This is a genomic window from Ketobacter sp. MCCC 1A13808 (assembly GCF_009746715.1).
Taxonomy (GTDB): Bacteria; Pseudomonadota; Gammaproteobacteria; order Pseudomonadales; family Ketobacteraceae; genus Ketobacter.
In genome coordinates, this window is record NZ_VRKW01000004.1 from 275,194 (window position 1) to 296,186 (window position 20,993).

The 20,993-nt window shown below is 50.4% G+C and carries 16 protein-coding genes; 1 reads left to right on the forward strand and 15 read right to left on the reverse strand.

The window, feature by feature from the left end; genetic code table 11:
* Positions 1 to 10: 10 nt before the first annotated feature.
* Complete coding sequence (locus tag FT643_RS10545; protein ID WP_156871354.1) at positions 11 to 535, reverse strand: hypothetical protein; 525 nt, start codon at positions 533 to 535, stop codon at positions 11 to 13.
* Complete coding sequence (locus FT643_RS10550; RefSeq protein WP_232340077.1) at positions 532 to 1,218, reverse strand: alpha/beta family hydrolase; 687 nt, start codon at positions 1,216 to 1,218, stop codon at positions 532 to 534. Before FT643_RS10550 ends, FT643_RS10545 begins: the two co-directional genes overlap by 4 nt.
* Before the next feature lie 18 nt (positions 1,219 to 1,236).
* Here FT643_RS10550 and rdgC point away from each other — a divergent pair, with 18 nt between their 5' ends.
* Positions 1,237 to 2,166 (forward strand): recombination-associated protein RdgC, encoded by a 930-nt coding sequence (gene rdgC, locus FT643_RS10555; RefSeq protein ID WP_156871355.1) that lies wholly within the window; start codon positions 1,237 to 1,239, stop codon positions 2,164 to 2,166.
* 30 nt (positions 2,167 to 2,196) lie between these two features.
* On the opposite strand, the gene FT643_RS10560 is transcribed toward rdgC, so the two are convergent.
* The 13 genes from FT643_RS10560 to FT643_RS10620 all read right to left on the reverse strand — a co-directional run bounded on the left by FT643_RS10560 (position 2,197) and on the right by FT643_RS10620 (position 20,921).
* Entirely contained in the window at positions 2,197 to 3,993 is a 1,797-nt protein-coding gene (locus FT643_RS10560) for an FHA domain-containing protein (protein ID WP_198043476.1), read from the reverse strand.
* A gap of 256 nt (positions 3,994 to 4,249) precedes the next feature.
* Positions 4,250 to 5,428 carry an acetyl-CoA C-acyltransferase gene (locus tag FT643_RS10565; RefSeq protein WP_317621999.1) on the reverse strand — a complete coding sequence of 393 codons (1,179 nt, stop codon included), beginning with the start codon at positions 5,426 to 5,428 and terminating at the stop codon, positions 4,250 to 4,252.
* A 125-nt stretch (positions 5,429 to 5,553) separates the two neighbouring features.
* Complete coding sequence (locus FT643_RS10570) at positions 5,554 to 6,297, reverse strand: hypothetical protein (RefSeq protein ID WP_156871357.1); 744 nt, start codon at positions 6,295 to 6,297, stop codon at positions 5,554 to 5,556.
* A 119-nt stretch (positions 6,298 to 6,416) separates the two neighbouring features.
* Positions 6,417 to 7,595, reverse strand: a complete 1,179-nt coding sequence (locus FT643_RS10575; protein WP_156871358.1) for a ferritin-like domain-containing protein — start codon at positions 7,593 to 7,595, stop codon at positions 6,417 to 6,419.
* A gap of 141 nt (positions 7,596 to 7,736) precedes the next feature.
* Positions 7,737 to 8,891 (reverse strand): DUF1513 domain-containing protein, encoded by a 1,155-nt coding sequence (locus FT643_RS10580; protein ID WP_156871359.1) that lies wholly within the window; start codon positions 8,889 to 8,891, stop codon positions 7,737 to 7,739.
* The gene (locus tag FT643_RS10585) at positions 8,891 to 9,901 is read right to left on the reverse strand and encodes an imelysin family protein (RefSeq protein ID WP_198043477.1); all 1,011 of its coding nucleotides are present in this window, start codon (positions 9,899 to 9,901) and stop codon (positions 8,891 to 8,893) included. Before FT643_RS10585 ends, FT643_RS10580 begins: the two co-directional genes overlap by 1 nt.
* A gap of 83 nt (positions 9,902 to 9,984) precedes the next feature.
* Entirely contained in the window at positions 9,985 to 11,394 is a 1,410-nt protein-coding gene (locus FT643_RS10590; protein ID WP_156871361.1) for a di-heme oxidoreductase family protein, read from the reverse strand.
* 1 nt (position 11,395) lies between these two features.
* Positions 11,396 to 12,676: an imelysin family protein gene (locus tag FT643_RS10595; protein WP_156871362.1), complete on the reverse strand. Its 1,281-nt coding sequence runs from the start codon at positions 12,674 to 12,676 to the stop codon at positions 11,396 to 11,398.
* 244 nt (positions 12,677 to 12,920) lie between these two features.
* Positions 12,921 to 13,859 carry an alpha/beta hydrolase gene (locus FT643_RS10600; protein WP_156871363.1) on the reverse strand — a complete coding sequence of 313 codons (939 nt, stop codon included), beginning with the start codon at positions 13,857 to 13,859 and terminating at the stop codon, positions 12,921 to 12,923.
* Between the two features lie 115 nt (positions 13,860 to 13,974).
* Positions 13,975 to 14,898, reverse strand: coding sequence for a histone deacetylase family protein (locus FT643_RS10605; protein WP_156871364.1), 924 nt, complete (start codon positions 14,896 to 14,898; stop codon positions 13,975 to 13,977).
* A 34-nt stretch (positions 14,899 to 14,932) separates the two neighbouring features.
* Positions 14,933 to 17,614: a bifunctional acetate--CoA ligase family protein/GNAT family N-acetyltransferase gene (locus tag FT643_RS10610; RefSeq protein ID WP_156871365.1), complete on the reverse strand. Its 2,682-nt coding sequence runs from the start codon at positions 17,612 to 17,614 to the stop codon at positions 14,933 to 14,935.
* Entirely contained in the window at positions 17,611 to 19,800 is a 2,190-nt protein-coding gene (locus tag FT643_RS10615; RefSeq protein ID WP_156871366.1) for a tRNA(Met) cytidine acetyltransferase TmcA, read from the reverse strand. The genes FT643_RS10610 and FT643_RS10615 overlap by 4 nt, the downstream gene beginning before the upstream one ends.
* A complete protein-coding gene (locus FT643_RS10620; protein ID WP_198043478.1) occupies positions 19,797 to 20,921 on the reverse strand; it encodes an FAD-dependent oxidoreductase in 1,125 nt (374 codons plus the stop codon). Before FT643_RS10620 ends, FT643_RS10615 begins: the two co-directional genes overlap by 4 nt.
* Positions 20,922 to 20,993: the final 72 nt, after the last annotated feature.

The window sequence follows — 20,993 nt, forward strand, 5'->3', positions numbered from 1 at the left end:
GATACACCCGTCATCCACACTGCCATTGCTGAAAAGCCGGGATTTCGGATTCCTGAATCCGCTGCAGCAACACATTATCCACTTCGAACTGATCGCCACTGGTCGTGTCATCTAAGCCCTCTGCATTAACCGCAACCGACGGTCCGATACGGCTACCGTCAGGCCATTGACCAATCGTCAATTCAAACTGCGGTGTCAAAGGATAACGTTGCAAAAGCATTTTTTTGTGGTTCAACCGTTTTAGCGGCGTGTAATCCAATTCCAGGCTACGCCGACGGGTCATCTGGCTTTGCTGGTCTGTTTCACACAACAAATTGTAATAACGGACAAACCCGTCATCCCGTATCTGTAAATAGACACGACGTCTGGCATGGATTGAATCAGCACTGTGATTCTGCTCCGCATACCAGTGACCAACTATGGCTTCACCACTCACCTTTACCGGCTCCACCCTGAGCTTTTCGCATCCGGTGGTCATCAGCCCTGTGCTGACCAGGGCACATAACACCAAGATCCGGGATACACTTATATTCATTTTCGCTCCAAATTAATGACAAAATTAGCGGCCATTTCAGCAGACTGTGCCCACAGCGTTTGCTGTGTCAGACCGCTGCGCTTTCGTGGCTTGAAATCGTGATCCCCTTCATCAATCCAGCGTAACTGCGCGCACTGCGGAAGCGGATACTGCGCTACCTCCTGCGGTTTTCCGAAAGGGTCGCGGGTACCCTGGAGAATTAACCAGGGAGACTGAATCTGCGACCAGTGCTCTGCCCTTAGTCGCTCGGGTCTACCCGGTGGATGAAACGGATAGCCGATGGACACCGCAGCCTTCGCACCACGGTCCGCTAATACCATTAAGGCAACACGACCACCCATGGATTTCCCCGCGAGCACACACTGCCCGGCCCCGCCCCAATGCTCGATGACTTCACGATAACAGTCCAATAAAACCGGCATACGGTCCGGTGGACGCTTCCCCCCAGTCTGTCTGCGTTTTTGCATATAGGGAAACTCGAACCGTATTACTTCCACCCCGCAAGCACTTATTGCTTCCGAAAAGAAATTCATGAACCCGCTATCCATAGGTGCTCCCGCGCCATGGGCGAATAACAACCGCAGACCGGTTTTGGTGTGTTCGGGATGATTGCGAAGATAGTTCAAAAGCAGACCTATTTTGGGTTGGATTAACGCGCTGATTGTCTCATAATCGTCGTCCATTTTGTTCGGACAGGTTATATGTGGTTTAAGAATTTACGCATTTATCGTTTCACCAAGCCCTTTGATTTTGACTCGGAAAAATTAACAGAATTGCTGGCTGAAAAGGCTTTCCATCCTTGCGGCCGCCAGGATGTCAGTAAATACGGCTGGGTTCCCCCACTTTCCGGCGCCGCTGGCGATCCTGACTTTGACTTTGTACACGTTTGCAACGGCAATATTATGCTGTGTGCTCAAAAGGAAGAAAAAGTCATACCGTCTTCTGTTATTAAGGAAGCCGTGCAGGAAAAAGCAGAGTTTATCGAACAGAAAGAAGGCCGTAAGATTTTTCGTAAAGAGCGCGATAAATTAAAAGACGATGTGATGCTGGAATTACTGCCAAGAGCATTTACTAAATCCCATCGTGTATACGGTTATATTGATGTAAAAGAAAACCTGTTGTTAATCGACGCCGCCAGTGCCAATAAAGCCGAGCAGTTTATGAGCCACCTGCGTGACACGCTGGGTACGCTTCCGGTTATTCCTCCCGCTTCCAAACAAGTCCCCACTGATGTGATGACGAACTGGTTGAGCGAGCAGTCAGCCCATCCCCCCTTTGAACTGGAAAAGGAATGCGAACTGAGCAATCCATCCGATTCTGCCAACGTCATTCGCTGTAAAGCTCAGGATCTGGATGCGGATGAGGTGAAAACGATTTTGGAATCCGGTAAACATTGTTCCAAGCTGGCGGTAAATTGGAATGACAGCCTGCACTGCGTTATCGAAAGCGATTTATCAATCAAGCGACTGAAGTTTGAAGATAAATTAATAGATCAAGCCAATGAAGCCGATGCCGAAGACAGGGCGCAGCAATTTGATCAGGATTTTGCCGTAATGTCGCTTGAATTAGCGCAGTTTTGTAAGGATCTGTTTGCCGCGTTTGGTGGCTTGGATGAGGGTCGGGTGGTCTAACCCCCGCCCTTCACCGGAACGGACTTTCTCTTACACTAAAAGAACACCCAAGGTCACACCCAGAATAACCAACGCGCCGATCAACAAACCGAGATTAAGGCCGGAGGCCAGAAACACCGGTTCCTTTTTCACCGGCGTAATGGATTTTTGATCAACACGGAAAATCATTTCCATCCGACCTATCCGGATGACGTCACCCGGTTGCAAGGTGCTGAACTCCGCCGGGCGATTATTTATTGCTATCGGATTCTGCCCTTCGGCTGCCTCCAACACCCAATCTGAGCCCAATTTTCGAATGCGGGCATGAGACGGGGAAACGGTTTTGTCCAGTATGCGAAAATCAGCCTCCTGCCCACGGCCTATGGTCCAGGTATTCTTATTTTTAGCTATCAGTGAAAATACTTTACCCCGCACAGGCGCCGTTAGCATCACCATACGCGGGCCACTGCCGTTATCCGGCGAGGTCACCATTCGCTCTGCCCGATCCTGCAGCAGGCTCATGTCATCCATATCCATCAGATCAGCGCCGTCATCAAAGTTCGGCTCGATCCTGTTGCCTTTTCCCGTGTTCGCGGTTTTCGCATTCTTTACCGGCTTAGCCGGCGCTTTATTCGCAGGTGGCGGTTTACGGCTGACCGGTGCCGGAGCATCGTCTTCTTCGTCTTCCAGTAATCCGGCAAACGGATTGACCGGTTCCGGAGCCGGTTTCGGTGGCTCCGGTTTTCTTTCATGTTGCGCTGCTTTTTGTTGGGCACGACGCAACTCAGGCATTAATGCAGCCAATTCATTCGTATCGTCCACTGCCCGTCGTGGTGTTTCCGGTGCCCTAGACTGTGGGGCATTTGCTTTGTTCTGGTTGAGTTTAACCAGAAGTTCAGCCGTGGAAATCTTTTTACTTGGCTCCTGTTGATCCGGCATTTGAGTCAAGTGGACACTGAGATCGGGATACCCCATGTCCTCTTTATCAAAATCTCTGGAACGGGCAAACCCCGGCGGCGCCTTGAATTCTTCTGCCTTGGGTTTTTGCGGTTGCTCAGTCACGTCAATCGGCTTCGGCCGTGATTGGGCTAACGATTCCTGCCCTTCCGGCAGATCCATGATTATGCCTGCATTCGCCCGCGCGGCAGCGAGCTGTGCCGCCTTCCTGCGCGCATCTTCCAGTTTGGCTTCAGTAATTTTGACTTCAGCAGCTGGCGATGGCTTTTGACCCGGCGCCTTCTGTCCCGAAGAATTTGGAGAAGAATTTCCGCTTCTATCAGGCTGACTGGTCTGGTCAGCGCGAGGCGGCGCTTTATTCTGTTGCGCTTTTTTTCTGGCTCGCGCACTCTGACCGCGGGAAGGATCATTCTTATTTTGCGCCTCTTTCGCCCTTTTTTGCTCGCGTTCAGCGCCTGATGGGTCCTGTTCCGCAGCACCAAACAGATCTTGGTCGTAGTCTTCGGAGAAGTTAAAATCAGAAAAGCCGGAATCCGAAAGCTGCGATTCGGGGTAACTCATGGAATCAATCAACATCACATCGGAAATGCCGTCATCCTGAGCAGAAATTAACTTGAACGCCATCTCGTGAAAGCGTATCTCGTCCCCCGGGAGCAGGATTTCCGTCCGATTGATACGAGTACCATTAACAAAAGTACCATTGGTGGAGTTTAGATCCTCTACCTGTATGCCCTCATCAAGCAGGGTCAGCTTGGCGTGATAGCGGGATATGTGTCCGCTATCAAGACTAATCTCACATTCAAGCTCCCGTCCCACCAAAGCACTTCGCTGGTCGAGTGGGATCTCGGTACCATCCTGCAGTGACCTGAGCAGGAATCCACTATCTCTCATTTGGATTGATTTCGCGTCCTTCAACTGATTATTGCGCACATTCTTTAGGCTCATCTCCACAGTATAGGTTGATGATTCCACGTGCAAAAGGAAGAATTAATTTAGTCTATTCGATATCAGATATTAACCCGTGTTGACCAACAGGTGAAAGTGTCTGATTCACGGCAGGTTGTCAATTGAACATCGTATTTTATGTTCAGAATTGAGAATGGCAAGGCAAATTTGCCCTGCCATTTCTATGGACTATTGTTGATTATCAGAAATCCATGTTTTCAATGATGGTGGCGTTAGCCGTACCCAGGCCTTCACAGATCGCCAATAACCCGAACCGCTGTTTACGACGACGCAGCTCATAGGTCAGGGTAGCCATCAATTTCGCTCCGGTTGCGCCCAAAGGGTGGCCTAAGGCCTGGGCACCACCATTGACGTTGAGTTTACTCAGATCCGCCCCCAAAGCATTGCTCCAGGCTAGTGGTACTGAGCCAAACGCCTCGTTCACCTCATACAGCGCGATATCGTCCATACTAAGGCCGGTTCTTTGCAATATTTTGTGAGTGGCTGGAATTGGTCCTTCCAGGACCATCGTTGGATCCGAGCCTACCACGGTCATATCATGAATCTTAGCCAACGGCGTTAAGCCATATTGTTTCAATGCACGCTCACTGACGATCATAACCGCGGCTGAACCATCACAAATCTGACTCGCCGATCCCGCTGTGATTACGCCGCCTTCCTGTAACGGTTGCAGCTCCTGCAGTGCCTGCAGCGTTGAATTACGACGCAAGCCTTCATCCACGTTGTGCACCACAGACTGACCTTCCACTTCCACGGTGAGAGGAATGATTTCAGAGTCAAAGCGATTTTCATCGTAAGCTTGAGCGCCCTTCATGTGGCTTTGAAAAGCGAAGTTATCCAGATCTTCGCGACTTACGCCGTACTTTTCAGCCATGCGTTCTGCGCCTACAAACTGGCTGAATTCCACGCCCGGATAGCGGCTGGAAATCATATCGCCGTCAAACGGTGTGCGCATACCGGCTTTTGCTGCAATGGCGAGCGGCGAGCCGATTGGCGTCATACTCATGTTTTCAACGCCACCGGCAATGATTACATCCTGATTCCCGGACATCACCGCCTGCGCAGCGAAGTGAATGGCCTGCTGACCCGAACCGCATTGGCGGTCAACCGTTACGCCCGGAACGTCAACCGGCAGTTTGGACGCCAGTACGGCAGTTCGGGCCATATTGAAGGTTTGAGGGCCAATCTGGCTGACACAACCAAAAATGACATCTTCGACCATTGCGGGGTCAATTCCGGTTCGCTCCAGCAAGGCGTCAATAACAACAGCCCCCAGATCAGCGGGATGATAGTTACTCAAACGCCCGTTTCTTCGTCCACCAGCAGTTCTAACAGCATCAACAATATAGGCAGCAGCCACGTGAATCTCCTTCTTATTTCTAAAATCTGATTAGATAAGGCAGAGATTCTGACTGCTTGGTCAAGCCAATTCAATGACAATTTAGCTCATTGCACCGGCTTTTCTTCCCAAACACATTAGGAAACTCAGGATGTAGGGGCTTTCTTAGGCGCTGTTTTCTTTGCCGTGGTCCGCTTCGCGGGGGCTTTTTTCACGGTTTTTTTCGCCATTGTCTTCTTGGCGGCGGCCTTCTTAGCCGCAGTCTTTTTCGCGGGCGCCTTTTTGATGGATGTTTTTTTCGCAGCGGGTTTCTTTGCAGGCGCCTTGCGGGGCGCTTTCTTAGCAACCGGCTTTTTTTCTCTCAGAGTGAGGCCACTTTTCTTGAGCAGTTCCTGCTCTCTTTTCTCAACCTGCTTCGCGGCGGTTACCACCCGGTCTTCAAACGCTTTGGTATACGCTTTTACCTTCTTTGCGTACTTGCTCTCCATGGCACTTTCTATTTGCTTGCGGGCACGTTCGTAAGCGTCCTCCAGTTCCTTTTCAAAGCGGGCACGCAACTCCTCTTCCTTTGCGATCACCTGCTCCCGAAGCTTGTGTTCAGTTTCAAAAAAGCGCTCCCGCAATTGTGCGATCTGCGCTTCTATTTTTGCCTGAGTCAAATCTTTGCGAGTATCTTCAACCAATAAAACAGCCACTTCCACTGCGTCGTGTGCTTTTTCGACCGCCACCTGGGCTGTTGCCGTTGCCTTAATACGCCATCGTTCCTGCGCTTCCAATAATTGATCACGAGCTTGAGTCGCGCGATCCTGAGCTTTGTGCAATTGCTTCTCTAGCTTTTCCACCCATTCTTTCGCCGTGTCGGCGTTGAGATTACCAAACGCATTAGCCATATTGTGCTCCCATCAGGATTGAAGATTTACACAATTTCCTTTATGGCAGCATTGATTAGATGTTTCAATCTAATTTAGCACTTAAATTGATCAGCGTGATTTCCAAAGGCAAACCGGCTTTAATGCAGATCCGCCATCATCTCACCCTCTGTCAGTTGGCTCGCGTTTTTACCTTGCAGATAATCCAGCATACCGAAGCGGGCATAGTGGGGTCGGATACGATCGGACATCAGTCCGATAAAATCCAGATTTGGAATCAACCGGCAAAACATATTGCGGCGAAATTGCAACATCGCCGGCGATGTGGAAATAAGCTGATTCCAGGCCTGCCGACTGATAGTACCTTCAAACCACTCCTCAAATATCTCATGAGCCATGAAGCGATTACGCATCAACACCGCAACTTCGAAAGCCCAATCCTCCCGTTCCCGCCGTTCAACTTCAGAAAGCGAGTCTGTGAAATGTTTCTTTAACGCAAGCACACCGTAATGAACATGGCGCGCCTCGTCCCGGATTACGTATTTGAGCATTTGCTTTAATAAAGGTTCTTCGCTCATGTTATGAATGGTTCTGAACGCGCCCAGCGCCAGGCCTTCTACCATAATTTGCATACCCAGGAATTTGAAATCCCAGCGTGCATCCGTCAGTAAATCGTCCAAAATCACGAACAGGTTATCGTTAATCTCATAACGTTTACCCAGCTTGTCCGTAAGGTAACGACAAAACACCTCCAAATGCCGGGCTTCGTCCATCACCTGACTGCCTCCGAACAACTTACCCTCCATCCATCCCACGCTTTCGGTGACCTGAGCGGACGCATAAAGTGCCCCCTGTTCACCGTGCATGAACTGGCTTAGCATCCAACAAGCAATATGATAATTCAGGTCATAGCGTTGCTGTTCGGTGAGTTTGACCGGCAGCGACCTGAGTGCCTCGGGGGTCATGAAATCATTCGAGATAATCGGCACTTCCGGGTTCACAGGATCAACATCGGTTTCCCAAGGGAGGTCTTTATCCGCATTCCATTGGTTTTCTACCGCGCGCTGATAAAGCCTGCGCATCTCCGGAAAATCCATTTTATAGTCGAAATCGAATTGTACCGGATGATCTGATTTCATCTGAACACTGGAGCCATTCTTACCTTGCTTTAACACCAGACCACGCATCGCAGATGGCGCCATGGAGGTGAGCACCCTAGGATTACGCATCTGCAATACCACGGACAGATTGTCCACCGCTGCTTCCACCTTGACCCGCGCCTTGACCGGCATACCACTTAACATGGAATCGAGTTTCATAACCACATCACCTCATCTGCTCTATATTGTCCTACAATCCTACAATGTAGCATAAATTCGCCAATATACAACACGGAGATATCCCGCGTGGCCTATGTGTGACGTTCAATGGAAGTGAAGCAAGCTAACTAAAGTGGACCGCTATATCAGCGTAATGTGATTGTCCCAGCGCAAATTAAGGTGATGAGGCGAGCGCCGCATCATCCGGCCATCGGTGACCTGAAGTGAATAAATTTCCCCGGTGCCATTAGTAACCTGCCAGGCGGGCGGCTGCCCTGCTCCGGCGTGGCTGCGGAAAAGGCCCGCTGCATCTTCACTGCGCAGGGTTCCTAGCAACGTTCCGCGAGCAATATCCCAACTGGTAACCACATTGCCACGGGGACAGCTCACCATGGCAATCTGACCGGCTTGGTCAACGGCAATACTCGCAATGTATTGTTTGATTTGAAGCTGTAGCGCTATCGGCATGGACCACCAATGCATCTCCCCGCCCAATCGGTGACTGACCAATAACGGTACTTCATCAGTGAGTTCACCCTGGTGCTGCACTCCGGCTACGACGCTGTCATCTGCTGAGACATCCAGATGCCGTATACTCATTTTACGGTGCGGAGGAGAATGCTTCTCCAAAAGCGTACCCTCCTGTAAATCCAGGTAGGCAAGATTGGAATCCATGTGCTCCGGATTGAGAATTCTGCGGCCGGAATCCGGATGGGTTTGCAAGCCGCCGTTTGCGACCACCAGCGTCTGTTGATCTGACAACAACGCCAATTGATGGGGCCCGATTCCATGACTGCTGAATTCCCCGATTCGGGTGACCGTTTCCGGAACACCTTCCGCGTTACCGACTTGATAGATGCCGATCACGCCACTCAGGTCGTTCATATTGTTTTCAGTTGTGTAAAGTAAACCGGTTGTGGCATTAAGTACACCATGCCCATAGAAATGCCGGTCGGGTGCGGACTGAATCGTATGGAGCAATTTCCCGCTGCTCATGTCCACAAGGTACATTTCGTTACCTGGTCGACGGGCAAAAAAGAACGCGACCTGGTTCGCTACATCCGCCAGCGATCCATGCACTCGCTGCGGGACCTGTACCAGAAAACGTAAATCCCCTTCTGCTCCCACGCATGCCGCATAATGTTGTCCTTTGAAATCATCGCATCCGGATAAGATGGCCCCGGTATAGGACCTCGCTTTGGACTGCTCACATCCAGTCAGCGATAGCGCGAATCCACCAGCAACAAACGTAAAAGAGTTGCTTAAGAATCTTCTACGATCCAGTACCGCCACCATCAGTCTCCGTCGTTTGAATTGAATCCCAATACCACACCCAGGGCGGGGGCCAGTTGCTCACGCAGTATTTGGTTTAAGCCATTCACCTGATCGTAGATTTTGGCTATTTCCGCTTTCGACTGTGGTTGCGTCACTGCCACTTTCAGATCAGCATCCACTGCCTCAATCTGGGTGAGAATACTATCCAGGCTAGCTGCCAGTTTTTGCGCAAGTTCCGCTTGATCATGCTCTATCAGATAATCCGAAAGGTCGTATTCATCCGGGTGTGCCAACAAAGCTTTGATCGCAGCTAAATTGTGCTTGACGTTTTCAAGCGAACTGCCACTGCGCCAGGATTCGGAAAAATACCCGTTGGCTTGTTTGCTCCGGTTTTTAAAGCCCAACGGACCGCCCAGCTTATCCACCTTTACGCGCTCCACTTGCGCCAGAATCGAATCAACTATTTTTCCGTTACGCAGCGATGCCAGCTGTTTTTCGTCTTGATCGGCTATGGTATTCAGCCATTCCTCATTAGCCGCCGGATCTTTCCAATCTGCCGCTATTTGGCTGGTGGTTTTCTTTAAGCGATTGCTAACCGCTTCCAATAACTGGCACTGCCGTTGCGCCATCGGATCGTCTGCAGCGTAAACCGGCGTGTATTCCTCATCAAAAAGTAGCAACTCCAACTCACTCAGCCCTTGTATGACGACACTGGCACTTTCAATTACCGCATCGGTTATCGGCTCGTCTTTCTGTAATAGTTGCTGTGTTTTACGACTAACCAGATTTTTTTTATCCGGCCAGAATTGAATGCGCCAATCTTCGTTGTTCTGAACAATAGGCCCAAAGCGGACCCACTGTACTGTTTGCCAGGCACTCATCGTTTTCAGCCATTGTTGTTGCAGTAACTGTAAATCCGATTCCGGATTTCCGTCTCTACCACAATACCCGCCTGCAGCAGCGGCCAAGGCTGAGCTTTCATCAGCGAAGTCCTGATACTGTTTACCCACAGTCTGTGTAACAAACTGCATCCATTTATCCTCTGCCGAGGGCTGCGAACAAGACACCGCTAGCAAAGCGACCAGGATCAAAATTGTTATTCGTGTCATTTTCATTATAAGGACTCTAGAAATCTAATCAGGGCATTACGTTGTTCTGTTGTCATGTTAACGACCTTCTGTTGACTGGATTCGGCTTCTCCTCCATGCCAAAGCACCGCTTCCAGCAGACTGCGGGCGCGACCATCATGCAGATAATGCTCCGCATCGCCAACCACGCGGGTCAAACCCAGCCCCCACAAAGGCGGCGTACGCCACTCTCTGCCACTGGCGGCAAACACCGGCCGATTATCCGACAAGTCTTCGCCCATATCGTGCAATAGGAGATCAGTAAAAGGATAAATAATCTGCTTGCCTTGCTCTTTGTGTTCAACAAGATCGGCGGTGGTAAACGGGGCTTTATGGCAGTCCATGCAACCGATAGAGCGGAACAATTGTTCGCCTTTTTTAACCTCAGGGTCCTCTATATCCCGCCTCAATGGCACCGCCAAATTACGGGAATAGAATGTAACCAGGTCCAATAGCTTATCCGTAATTTCTGGACTGCCGCCGGATGGCTGTTCGTTACATTCCTTTTGGGCCGGGGTACAGGACTCATCGGGAATTAAGGAGGAAGTGATGCCGATGTCCCCGCTGAATGCTGCTGCATTTTGTTGCCGTAACGATGGTTGTTCCGCTTTCCAGCCAAAGCGCCCGACAGTGTACCCTTTACGGGCGCTGTCCCAGACTCGATTCAGCCGCCCTGAGATTTGGTCTCCGTTTTTATCGCTCTCGTCTTCTAACTTTCGCAGTTCGGACTCTGGTATTGCTTCCAGCAACCCTAAGCCAATCATAGGAGGAGCTAAACGAAGGGAAGTCGACAACTGGGGATGGGGGTCTCCATAGGCGAAGTCGCCCAAGCTTACAATCGGCTTGCTGAGTTCCACCTTTTCACCGTCTGCCAGGGTGATGGTTTTGGTTGTGAAACTAAGTTTGATGCTGGCTTCGGGTTTGACGCCGGGAATCGCAAAATCCTGAATCTGATCGCCATACACGGGGTCAGCGATAACACCTAACTCGTGCACCCGCTTCCAGTCCTCTTTGGTTGCAGGGGGGATACTGATGCGGACCAGCATAGAAACCATATTGTCTTCACCAGGTTGGGGCAGGTGTCCACGGCCGTCTTTGATATGACAGTTCTGACACCCATTGGTGTTAAACAGAGGACCCAACCCGTCCCGTGCGCCGGTCGAGGCCGGCGCTATAACCCAGGGATTACGAAAAAAGCTATTGCCAACATTGAAATCAATTCTGTTTTCAAATGACATGTTGGCAGAGGGTAGTGAGAATGCGTTGGCATCTTGCTTGTTCACACTGGTGGACCCTCCGGTCGCTGCCGGAAAGGCAACTACCGGACCACTGGTTAAAGCGAGCATACCGGCAATAAAAACACGCTTTAATCTGCTTCGTGGTAATTCAATCTGCATTCTAAAAATCATGATCCGCTGTATCGGGGTTCAGGTTTTCAATACCCACTGCGAACGAGACTTTTTCGATCTGACGGGTAAGATTCACCAAACTGGTAATCGCATGCTCTATAACTGCCGCACCTTTGCTATTGCCTTCCGCGATCATTTGATCAAATTTCATAGGGTTGGTTCCGTCTTCCGCCATATCCACAATGGATTGCATCACTGCGATCGTTTTTCCGAATTGTGTACGCGTGGCATCGGCCAGTCCGGGGTCGGACTTTTCCACCAAATCGGCTATGGACGGACCGGCTAGCGTCGTCCCGTCCACCCTGACGTAATGTCCGAAATAAATATTTTCAATGCCCTTCACATCATAGAAATGGGAGTGATGGGTATTATCGCTGAAACAATCATGTTCATCCTCGGTGGAATTTGCAGTTAGGGCGACTTTCATTCTTTCACCAGCCAACTCCCCCAACGCTAAACTGCCCATCCCGAATAAAGCCTTGGTTAGCCCTGCTGTAGGGTTATCGCTATTCAGTTTTGCACGGTAATTGTCTTTTTTATCGCTCGCCCACTGGCCCTGCATGTAAGCAAGATCATTTACTAACAGCTGAGCTGCAGCCTGGATATACTCGCCCCGCCGGTCGCAGTTGCCATGGCTACACCCCTTACCGACAACGTAATCGGTATAAGGCCGGTCACCCGCACCGGCCTGGGTCCCGTTCAGATCCTGCCCCCACAATAAAAATTCTATTGCGTGATAACCGGTCGCAACGTTGGCTTCAGATCCGCCAATTTCGTTCAGGCTACCGAGCACATCCGGTGTAATTTCTGAAAGGTCCACTTTTTTGCCACCGATCGTAATCGAGGTATTGGCGATGATATTGGCTGTGGCTCCGGCATTACCCATTTCATGGTGGTAGCGGCCTGTGTCAACATAATCCATCAAGCCTTCGTCTAAGGGCCAGGCGTTCAGCTGACCTTCCCATTCGTCGACGATACGGTTACCGAAGCGGAACACTTCCGATTGCTGATAAGGAACCCTGGCAGCCAGCCATGCTGCACGAGCCTGATCCAGGGTCTTTTGGCTTGGCTCAAAAAGCAATGCTTCGATATTGGACTGTAATTGTTTTGCTGTTGTCAGCGAGTCGGTAAAGACGGCGTAGGCAATGGCTCCATAGTGATCCACCACAGCGTCACCAGTGATGGTGGTTTTTGAGGTGTCAGCAACTGCAGCTAACGGAATTGAGCTCACTACAGCAGTAGCCAAGGCGACTTTCTTAAAACGGTGCATGCTGTTCTCCAGTCAGTGAATCAGATACCCCCTGCCAGCGTTCCCAGCAAGGTCATCCCGTGCAACTTCCGAAATCGAATAGGGTTTGATAACGACGGTTTCGTGTGGATAAAGAAATCGGAAGACCCGGGAGGATCTCCAGATGTGCGAAAATTAGTCGCAACAGAGGTGCGCTCAAATATAATGCAAATGTAAACGATTATCAACGAGGATGCAGATGAGTGTCATGACCAGGCAGCCGGCTTTAGCCCGACTGATCAAGAAAGTGTGCCATTTCCGATATCGCCAGTTTACCGTCTTTAACAAACAAAAAAAGGAGATGCCAAACGTGCTGCATTTTTTCCCACACCTGCAAACTAACCTTTACGCCAGCGGCTTCGGCTTTCTCGGTAAAGCGCAACGCGTCGTCCAGAAGCACTTCCTCTGAACCCACCTGAATCAGCAGTGGAGGCAACCCCGACAGATCAGCAAATAACGGAGATAGACCGGGCTGGTCCCGGCGGGCGCCCTGCCCCAAGCCAAGGCAATAGTTGTCTGCGAATTGATTGAGCAGCGTTCCACTGAGCATGTGATCCGTATCGGTTTTGGTGTTAATTGTATTACCACTGACGGTCAGATCAGTCCACGGGGATATACAACAGGCAGCCGCGGGCATCGACAATCCCAGTGATTTTAACCTTAGCAGGGTCACCAACACTAAATTGCCACCCGCCGAATCGCCGGCCAGAAACACATTGGCCGGTTTTATCCCTTGATCCAGAATTGCTTTATACACTGCCACAGCATCCTCAATCGGCGCAGGATACGGCGCTTCCGGCGATTTGCTGTAATCCGGCACTACTGCCCGCAAGGCCGCTTCAGATGCAAGACGGGATACGATATGTCGATGGGTTCGAGGCGAGCCCAGGGAATACCCGCCACCATGAAAATAAATCAACACCCGATTTGCCGGAGCATTATTCGGTTGGTGAATTTCACATTCAACCCCGCCTACTTTCTGTTGCCTGACCACGACCCCTCTTGCCACCGGCATCAGCTTGCCGAAAAAATCCATGCTGGCGCGGCTTTTTTTAATTTTGGTGGGATCGACTGTTAGTTCGGGCATAAGCGGAGAGCGTATAATCGTATTCATCATCGCGACAGAAAACGAGCCTGATGCGGACGATCTGTGTTGAATCGACATGAGCGTTTCGCCTTTTTTATTGGAATGGTCAGTTCAATTCGAGCAACAACGGCAACGAAATTAGCATTCTATTGAGATTGAAATCAAGGGTGGTACAGACAGCACATTGCCATCATTAAACGCCGGCCAGGGATTTTATATGCTGGTAAACGGATCGCGATAACGCGGTTAAATCGTATCCGCCTTCCAAGCTTGAAACAATGCAGCCAGCACAACTGGCTTGCGCAACGCTATTTATTTCATCGGTTATCCAGCCGTAATCACGCTCATCCAGAAACACGTCAGCCAACGGGTCAGCCTGGTGCGCGTCGAATCCGGCACTAATCAATATAAGTTGTGGACTGAACGCCCGTAATTTTGGGAGCCAGGTTTCACTGATCCACTGACGAAACTCCTGACTACAGGTGCCTGCATGCATCGGCGTATGCACAATATTAGAACGTGTTTGGTCGGGAATGACGAAAGGATAGAAGGGATATTGGAAACTGGAACAAAACAGCACACGCTCATCGTATTGCAAAATATTTTCTGTGCCGTTGCCGTGATGTACATCAAAATCGAGTATCGCTACCCGCGTGAGTGCGTGTTTGTGAATCGCATAGGCTGCCCCTACCGCCACATTGCTGAACACACAAAAACCCATGGCTCGGCTTTTTTCCGCATGATGCCCCGGCGGGCGAACCGAGCAAAAAGCGTTATTCGCATCGCCGGATAACACCAGGTCAATAGCCTTACATACAGCGCCAGCAGACCTCAGCGCCGCATCCAGGGTATATTGGTTGGCCACCATATCCTCACCCAATGACTGCATTTTTTTGCTGGGAAAACGTCGATATATTGAATCCACATAGTCACGACTGTGGACGCGGTAAAGGTGTTTTTTATCGATCTTTGGTGCATCGATATGATTAAGCACATCCCATAACTGACGTTCCATCAGGTAGTCGCGGATAGCGGCGATACGCAGCGGAGATTCCGGATGGCCGCCCCCCATATCATGTAGTTCGCAATCTTTGTGACTGAGAAAAGCGGTTAGCATAGTAGTGGCTTCTTGTTATCAATATTCATTCGGCTTAAAGTTTTTTAATGATGTAAACGATGTCTTCATCCTGTTCATGATCCCGGAGATCGAATCCCATAGACCGGGCAAGTTTACGCATCGGGATATTGTCTCGCAGCACAATTCCATCCATATATTCCATACCCTTATTGCGAGCCGCCTCAATTAACAACTCCATCAGCTTGTAGCCGATGCCGGTATGTTGCCACTGATCCAGAATGACCACCGCGAACTCGCAACTCGCCCCATCCGGGTTTATTACGTAGCGGCTAACGCCAATTTCACGTTGCTCACCAGCTTCTTCCACCAGAGCAACCAGCGCCATTTCCCGGTGATAGTCGATTTGAGTAAATCGCGCGAGCATTTCCGGTGTCACCCGTTTTACATTATGCATAAACCGATAGTAACGGGACTTTTCAGACAAACTTTCGATGAATGCCCGCTCCATGGTCGCGTCCTCCGGTCGGATGGGGCGTATTTTGACATCAACTCCGTTACGTAATTGCCACTCCGTTTCAAGATATACCGGGTAGGGATGAATCGCCATATGTTCGTAACGCTTTTGAGCGGGCGGGATGTAATCCACCTCAATCAGGGCATCCAGAACCAGCGCACGCTGGTCATCAATCACCAACGGGTTGATTTCCAAATTCTTCACCCAAGGCAATTCGCTGGCAATTTCAGATAAGCGCAAAACAATATTCTCTAACAGTTTACGGTCCACGGCGGGCATATTACGAAACTGTCCCAACATCTGGGAGACTTTCGGCCCGTCGATTAGGGACGAAGCCAATAACGGGTTTAAAGGCGGTAAACTAATGGCGATATCCTGCAGCACTTCCACCAGGCTGCCACCGTGGCCGAACACGATAACGGGCCCGAATACATCGTCGTGCTTTATCCCCATTAACAATTCGCGATTGCAATCGGATACCGCCATTTTTTCGACTATAACCCCGTTGATTTTGGCATCCGGTTTCTTCGCGGTTACATCATCAATTATTTTTTTATAGGCAGACCGTACTGCAGGCGCATTATGCACATTCAAGGAAACCCCGGACACATCGGCTTTATGGCTGATATCCGGCGAGTTAATTTTCAATACAACCGGAAAACCAATGGACTCTGCCGCTACCAGCGCTTCGTTCGCAGAGTGCGTATTCCAACTGGGATTAATCGGGATATTGAACGCTTTCAGCACCGCCCTGGATTCAAGCTGATTGAGAATCTTACGCCCTTCCTGAAGTACGCCCTCAATTATTAAACGAGCACCTTCTATATCCGGTTTTGCCAGGTGTTCCAGCGAGGATGGAGCCTGTATCAGATAGGTACGGTTTTTAAAGTAGGTAGTCAGATACTTTGCAGCCTTGATCGCGTTCTCTGGTGAGGAGAACACCGGGATACCCCGTTGCTGAAGGTTTCTTCGCAGATCCGCCAAAGAATCCCCACCCATGCAACCAACAACGATGGGCTTGTAGCTGGTCTTTTGTATTTTTTGCAAGCGGTCATAAATATCCTTAATTACCTCGCCTCGTGGTGGTGTGATCAGAATCACCAGGAAATCAACGTTACTGTCGGTGGCGATTGTGTTACAGGCTTCCACGAATTCTTCATCCAAACGGAATTGACTGCTGTAGACCGGATTTTCGCTTGAACTGATTGAAATGAGTGACGCCAGCTTGGCTTCATTGGTTTTATCCAGCTTCGCTAATGGTAGATCCAGATCCAGGGCCTTATCGCAGGCCATCAGCGCTGGCCCCAAACCCAGCGAAATAACAGCAAGGCGATCACCGCGGACACTGCGATGAATGGGAAACGCACGCGCTGCCAAAAATAAATCGGTCATTGAATCAGCCCGTACGATCCCGGCCCGCTCCAACGCTGCGTTGAAAACGGTATCGTTACCGACCAGTGCGCCAGTATGGGACAAGTGCGAACCGGTAATTTCCATGTGACGCCCGGTTTTTAAAATGATCACCGGTTTGCTACGTGCAACCCCGCGCAACCCGGAAAGGAACGTTCTGGAATCCTGGACACCTTCTGCAAACATTAGGATACATTCTGTTTGCTCATCGATGACCAGAAAATCCAATATATCGCCTGCATGTACGCTGGCCGCCTGCTCCAGCGAAATTATGGCGGAAAAACCCAAGCCCGCGGCGTTTGCCCAATCGGTCACCGCCCGGCAGATTGCACTTGAATGTGAAATCAATGCGATTTTGCCCGGCCGCACATCCACCTGATCCAAGGTGGCGCGAATGCCGTTAATCGGCCGGTTGAATCCATAGCCATCCGGTCCCCACATGCGAATCTCCAGGTTAATCGCCTGACGTCGCAAATTTTCGATTACTTGTTTTCTGAGGAAACCCTCCTGCTCATCGATATGTGACAAGACCACCACAGAGTCAATTTTAACGTCGGCACAACGCCTTAACTGCTCAGCCACCTCGGAATCACCGGTGACAATGATGGCTAGATCCACCTTGCCGGGGATCTGGTCGACTGAGCTGAAGGTTTTGGATTTACCACTGCTGAGCAACCCCCGGGATCGAGGCTGGATAAGCCAGACTTTGCCACGAAATTGCTCTTTCAAACGCTCGGCCAATCTGGATTCAATGGATTCGCTACGCTCACTGGACCCGATCACCGCGATGGCATTGGGTTCGAAGAAATGCGTGAGATAGTGCCTTTTCATTTATACTCCGATTCGATATCAATTGTTGTCAGCTGCGACAATGCCTCTTTCAGCTGCTTCCTTGCTTGCTTGTTTCCGGTCAACTCCATCATCTCAACAATTTCCGACCAGCTTCGGTTTTGAATGACTTTAAGAATCACCACCTCGAACGTTTGCCATGGTACTTCAGCCACAGTCTTCCAATGTGGCAATCGGTTCCATAACCAATACCAAACCCAACGAAAAAGACTTGCAGAGCCATTTTCGTAAGTTTTATAACCTGCCAGATAATCGCTAAGAAAACGTTGATCACGGGACAAAAGCGAAACATTAACTGCACTTTGCTGAGCAGCCATAAAAACGACCTGTAGCACTAGATCGACCGGCAAGGCACGGTGTACATCGGTTAAATTGCGGGGCAAATCCTCGCTGAATCGGGTCATTGCACAAGCGTGTATCGGTGCCGAATATTCCGACAAGGCTTGCACAACCAGCGCAGAGTAGCCTCCGGTTGTCGATTCCCGCGTATAGCCCATCCTTAACAGGTGAAAATTATTACGCCTCCAAAATGACAATAACTGACAATTAGCAGAGAATACCGAACCAAGAGTATCTACCCGTTCTTTCTCAGCCTTCACTCGCAAGTGAGCGAGTAGCTGGCTGCCGAAGCCTTGCGAGTGCCAAAACGGCTGGACTGCGATGCGTATAATCCGCCAATGTCGCATCTGCAACGCGTCCTCCTGTCCAAGATGAACAGCCAAAGTTTGTGGCAATATATGCCCTTTCGGTCGACGTTGACCTTGCAGGATCCGGTGCGACAGGTCGGTGGGCAATTTCCCCTCTTCTGCCACCATGGCAACGGCAACCAACTGAGCCCCTGCTTTTAAAATAAAGGTGCGCACGTTTGACCCATCCATTAGGGTGCGCAGATCCGCCGGCCGTGTTTTATAGTGTGCGTTGGTCAATAACTCAAACACATCACCCAACTCCGCTTCCGACAGGCTTTCGTATTCCAGTTCGGAAAATTCGACAGAACCCGGATCGCAGGTCGCCGAGACAGCGTTGCCTGAAGGCATGAGCGCTGAATTAATCAAATCTTCCAGCCAATCTCCGGGCTGCCAACGAATGGGCTCTATCAGATTTAGTCTTTTCCAGCCCGGATATTCGCGATCCAATAACTTCTGAAAACGGATTTCGAAGCCTCGTCCTGTTCCTTCATAACCGCGCACTGTCGTCGCCATAACCACGCGCGAGTAATGCTTTAGCATCCTTACTAACAGGTCCGGCGCAATCGCTGCGGCCTCATCGACCACCAGTAAATCCGCTTCCGGCAAAGTGTCAAGCAGGTAGTCTGGAGCATAGAACGTGACGTAAGCGGATTGATCCGGATCCGCAAAACGCATCAGTGTTTCGACGGATTCACGCCTGGGTGCGGTGACAGCGATCGTTTTCTCTTTTCCCCGTAACGCTTTCAGCGCCAACCCGATTGCTGCACTTTTCCCTCGGCCGCGATCCGCCAGCAAAACAAGCGGCCTGCGCCGATGCCCGCTTAATACTCCCAATACCGCTTGCACGGCTTCTTGTTGATCCGGCGTTATAGCAAAGCCGGATTCAGAAAGCGGCTCTGGCTGTATCCTTTCGTTATTGCAGATCCAATACGTCGCTTTGGCGGGCTCAGGCAAATGGGTAGGAAAAATGTATCTTTCATCTTGCCGGACTCGGACCACTTGTCGTGAAGAACTTAGTATTCCGGCCAACCTTGTAAGATAATTATGGGTTACCTGATTCGCTGTGCAAGGAACAACGGCAAGTGATTCATAAAAAGGGTCTTCGAATTCAGGCAGCTCGGACAACGGGGGAAGTAGAATGAACATGCTCCCCCCCTGCTTGAGTGCTCCGCTCATAGCCGCTAGCGCATCAACGTTAACACCGGAAAAACCGTCAAACACAAGGTAATCCGCTTCACGACCCAATTCATGGTGAACCCGGTTCTCAGCAAGACGCCAAGCACTGTCCGGTGCGCGATGGGAGAACCACAATACCTGATGATCAATGCAATCGGTTTGAAGTTGTTCCAGGCAATCGGCCACCCAACGAAAACACCATTCGGAAGTACCCTCCACCAGCACGGGCAAACGAAAACCGGCACTGCGCATGGCCTGGGATAAAATGAAAAAGGGTTCCGGAATCCGAAAATTACGATTCACGTTTTATATTGCCTCACAAATTTCTGATCGATTCGATTTTTCCATTTCCATACCCAGTGGCCGCGACAATAAAACCATCCGCGGCTGGCAATTGCACGCTGATCTCCGGTGGCAATCAAATTCAAAAAATGAGATTGCGGGCGGTAATGGCGCAGCGGCCTACCTTCGGCATAGGCGAATAGATTATACGACAACACCGGTGCCTGCCGAACCGGGTAGACACCGGCTTTGGCAAGAGGCGGGTTAAATGCCGCAGTGTCGCCCACCGCAAAATGGCCGGGGTATCCGATTATCTGAAGGTTGGAGTTCACCGGTATATAACCTGATTCTGCAGTGGGCAAGCCACCGGACTCCAACCAATAATGGGCACGAGCCTCTGTGCACAGTAATAAAAAATCCACTGTCAGTGTGGACGAATCTGACAAGTGCGTCACGATTCCACCGTATTTTTCTGCCTTACCCACAGCAACAACGTCTAATTGCTCCATCACCCGGATGCCTTCGCGATTAAGGGCGAAGTTAACCGCTCGCTTCACCCGTGGGTTGTGCGAACCCAGGATGCCATTGCGGCTAACCAAGTAGCCTTCTATAAACGGCAACCGATGCTTGGCTGCCAATATCAGCTCAATGCCCGCTACCCCACCTCCGGCGACTAATAGTTTTTTGCCTTCGCCCTGTCCCGCACCAGAGACAAACCCTTGCCAACGCTCTAAAAACGACAAGAGAGGTTTAACAGCGTACTTGCTTGTGTCACCCGACAGACCCTGTGTATTCGTTGCGCTGCCCACATCAAGCGATACAACATCATATCGGACCCTGCGCCCGTCTTTCAGAACCAGCTGTCTGGTTGCCGGGTCCACTTGAACCACTTCCCCCTGAACCCAGCGCGCATTATGTTCCCGGCACAGTTCTGACAAATCAATCAAAGCCTGCTTAACCTCATAGTGTCCGGCCATCACGCCGGGGACCATTCCGGAATACACACAGTGCCTGGCGGGGCTAATCAACATCAAACGAATCGCTTTCTGTGCTGCCTTATTCGGCATTTGCCCGGAAAAACGCCGGATCACTTCGATATGAGCGTGCCCACCGCCTGCCAGAACAACAATTTGTTGCCCCATTACTGTCCTCTCACTGGTTTTTTTCAATTTAATTCTATACTTACCAGTATGCATTGATATCAAGGCCAATTC

Excerpts from the sequence above, each read along its gene's own strand:
- FT643_RS10545 (WP_156871354.1), bottom strand. The coding sequence starts at position 535 with ATGAATATAAGTGTATCCCGGATCTTGGTGTTATGTGCCCTGGTCAGC.
- FT643_RS10550 (WP_232340077.1), bottom strand. The coding sequence starts at position 1,218 with ATGGACGACGATTATGAGACAATCAGCGCGTTAATCCAACCCAAAATA.
- rdgC (WP_156871355.1), top strand. The coding sequence starts at position 1,237 with ATGTGGTTTAAGAATTTACGCATTTATCGTTTCACCAAGCCCTTTGAT.
- FT643_RS10560 (WP_198043476.1), bottom strand. The coding sequence starts at position 3,993 with ATGAGAGATAGTGGATTCCTGCTCAGGTCACTGCAGGATGGTACCGAG.
- FT643_RS10570 (WP_156871357.1), bottom strand. The coding sequence starts at position 6,297 with ATGGCTAATGCGTTTGGTAATCTCAACGCCGACACGGCGAAAGAATGG.
- FT643_RS10575 (WP_156871358.1), bottom strand. The coding sequence starts at position 7,595 with ATGAAACTCGATTCCATGTTAAGTGGTATGCCGGTCAAGGCGCGGGTC.
- FT643_RS10580 (WP_156871359.1), bottom strand. The coding sequence starts at position 8,891 with ATGGTGGCGGTACTGGATCGTAGAAGATTCTTAAGCAACTCTTTTACG.
- FT643_RS10585 (WP_198043477.1), bottom strand. The coding sequence starts at position 9,901 with ATGCAGTTTGTTACACAGACTGTGGGTAAACAGTATCAGGACTTCGCT.
- FT643_RS10590 (WP_156871361.1), bottom strand. The coding sequence starts at position 11,394 with ATGCAGATTGAATTACCACGAAGCAGATTAAAGCGTGTTTTTATTGCC.
- FT643_RS10595 (WP_156871362.1), bottom strand. The coding sequence starts at position 12,676 with ATGCACCGTTTTAAGAAAGTCGCCTTGGCTACTGCTGTAGTGAGCTCA.
- FT643_RS10600 (WP_156871363.1), bottom strand. The coding sequence starts at position 13,859 with ATGTCGATTCAACACAGATCGTCCGCATCAGGCTCGTTTTCTGTCGCG.
- FT643_RS10605 (WP_156871364.1), bottom strand. The coding sequence starts at position 14,898 with ATGCTAACCGCTTTTCTCAGTCACAAAGATTGCGAACTACATGATATG.
- FT643_RS10610 (WP_156871365.1), bottom strand. The coding sequence starts at position 17,614 with ATGAAAAGGCACTATCTCACGCATTTCTTCGAACCCAATGCCATCGCG.
- FT643_RS10620 (WP_198043478.1), bottom strand. The coding sequence starts at position 20,921 with ATGGGGCAACAAATTGTTGTTCTGGCAGGCGGTGGGCACGCTCATATC.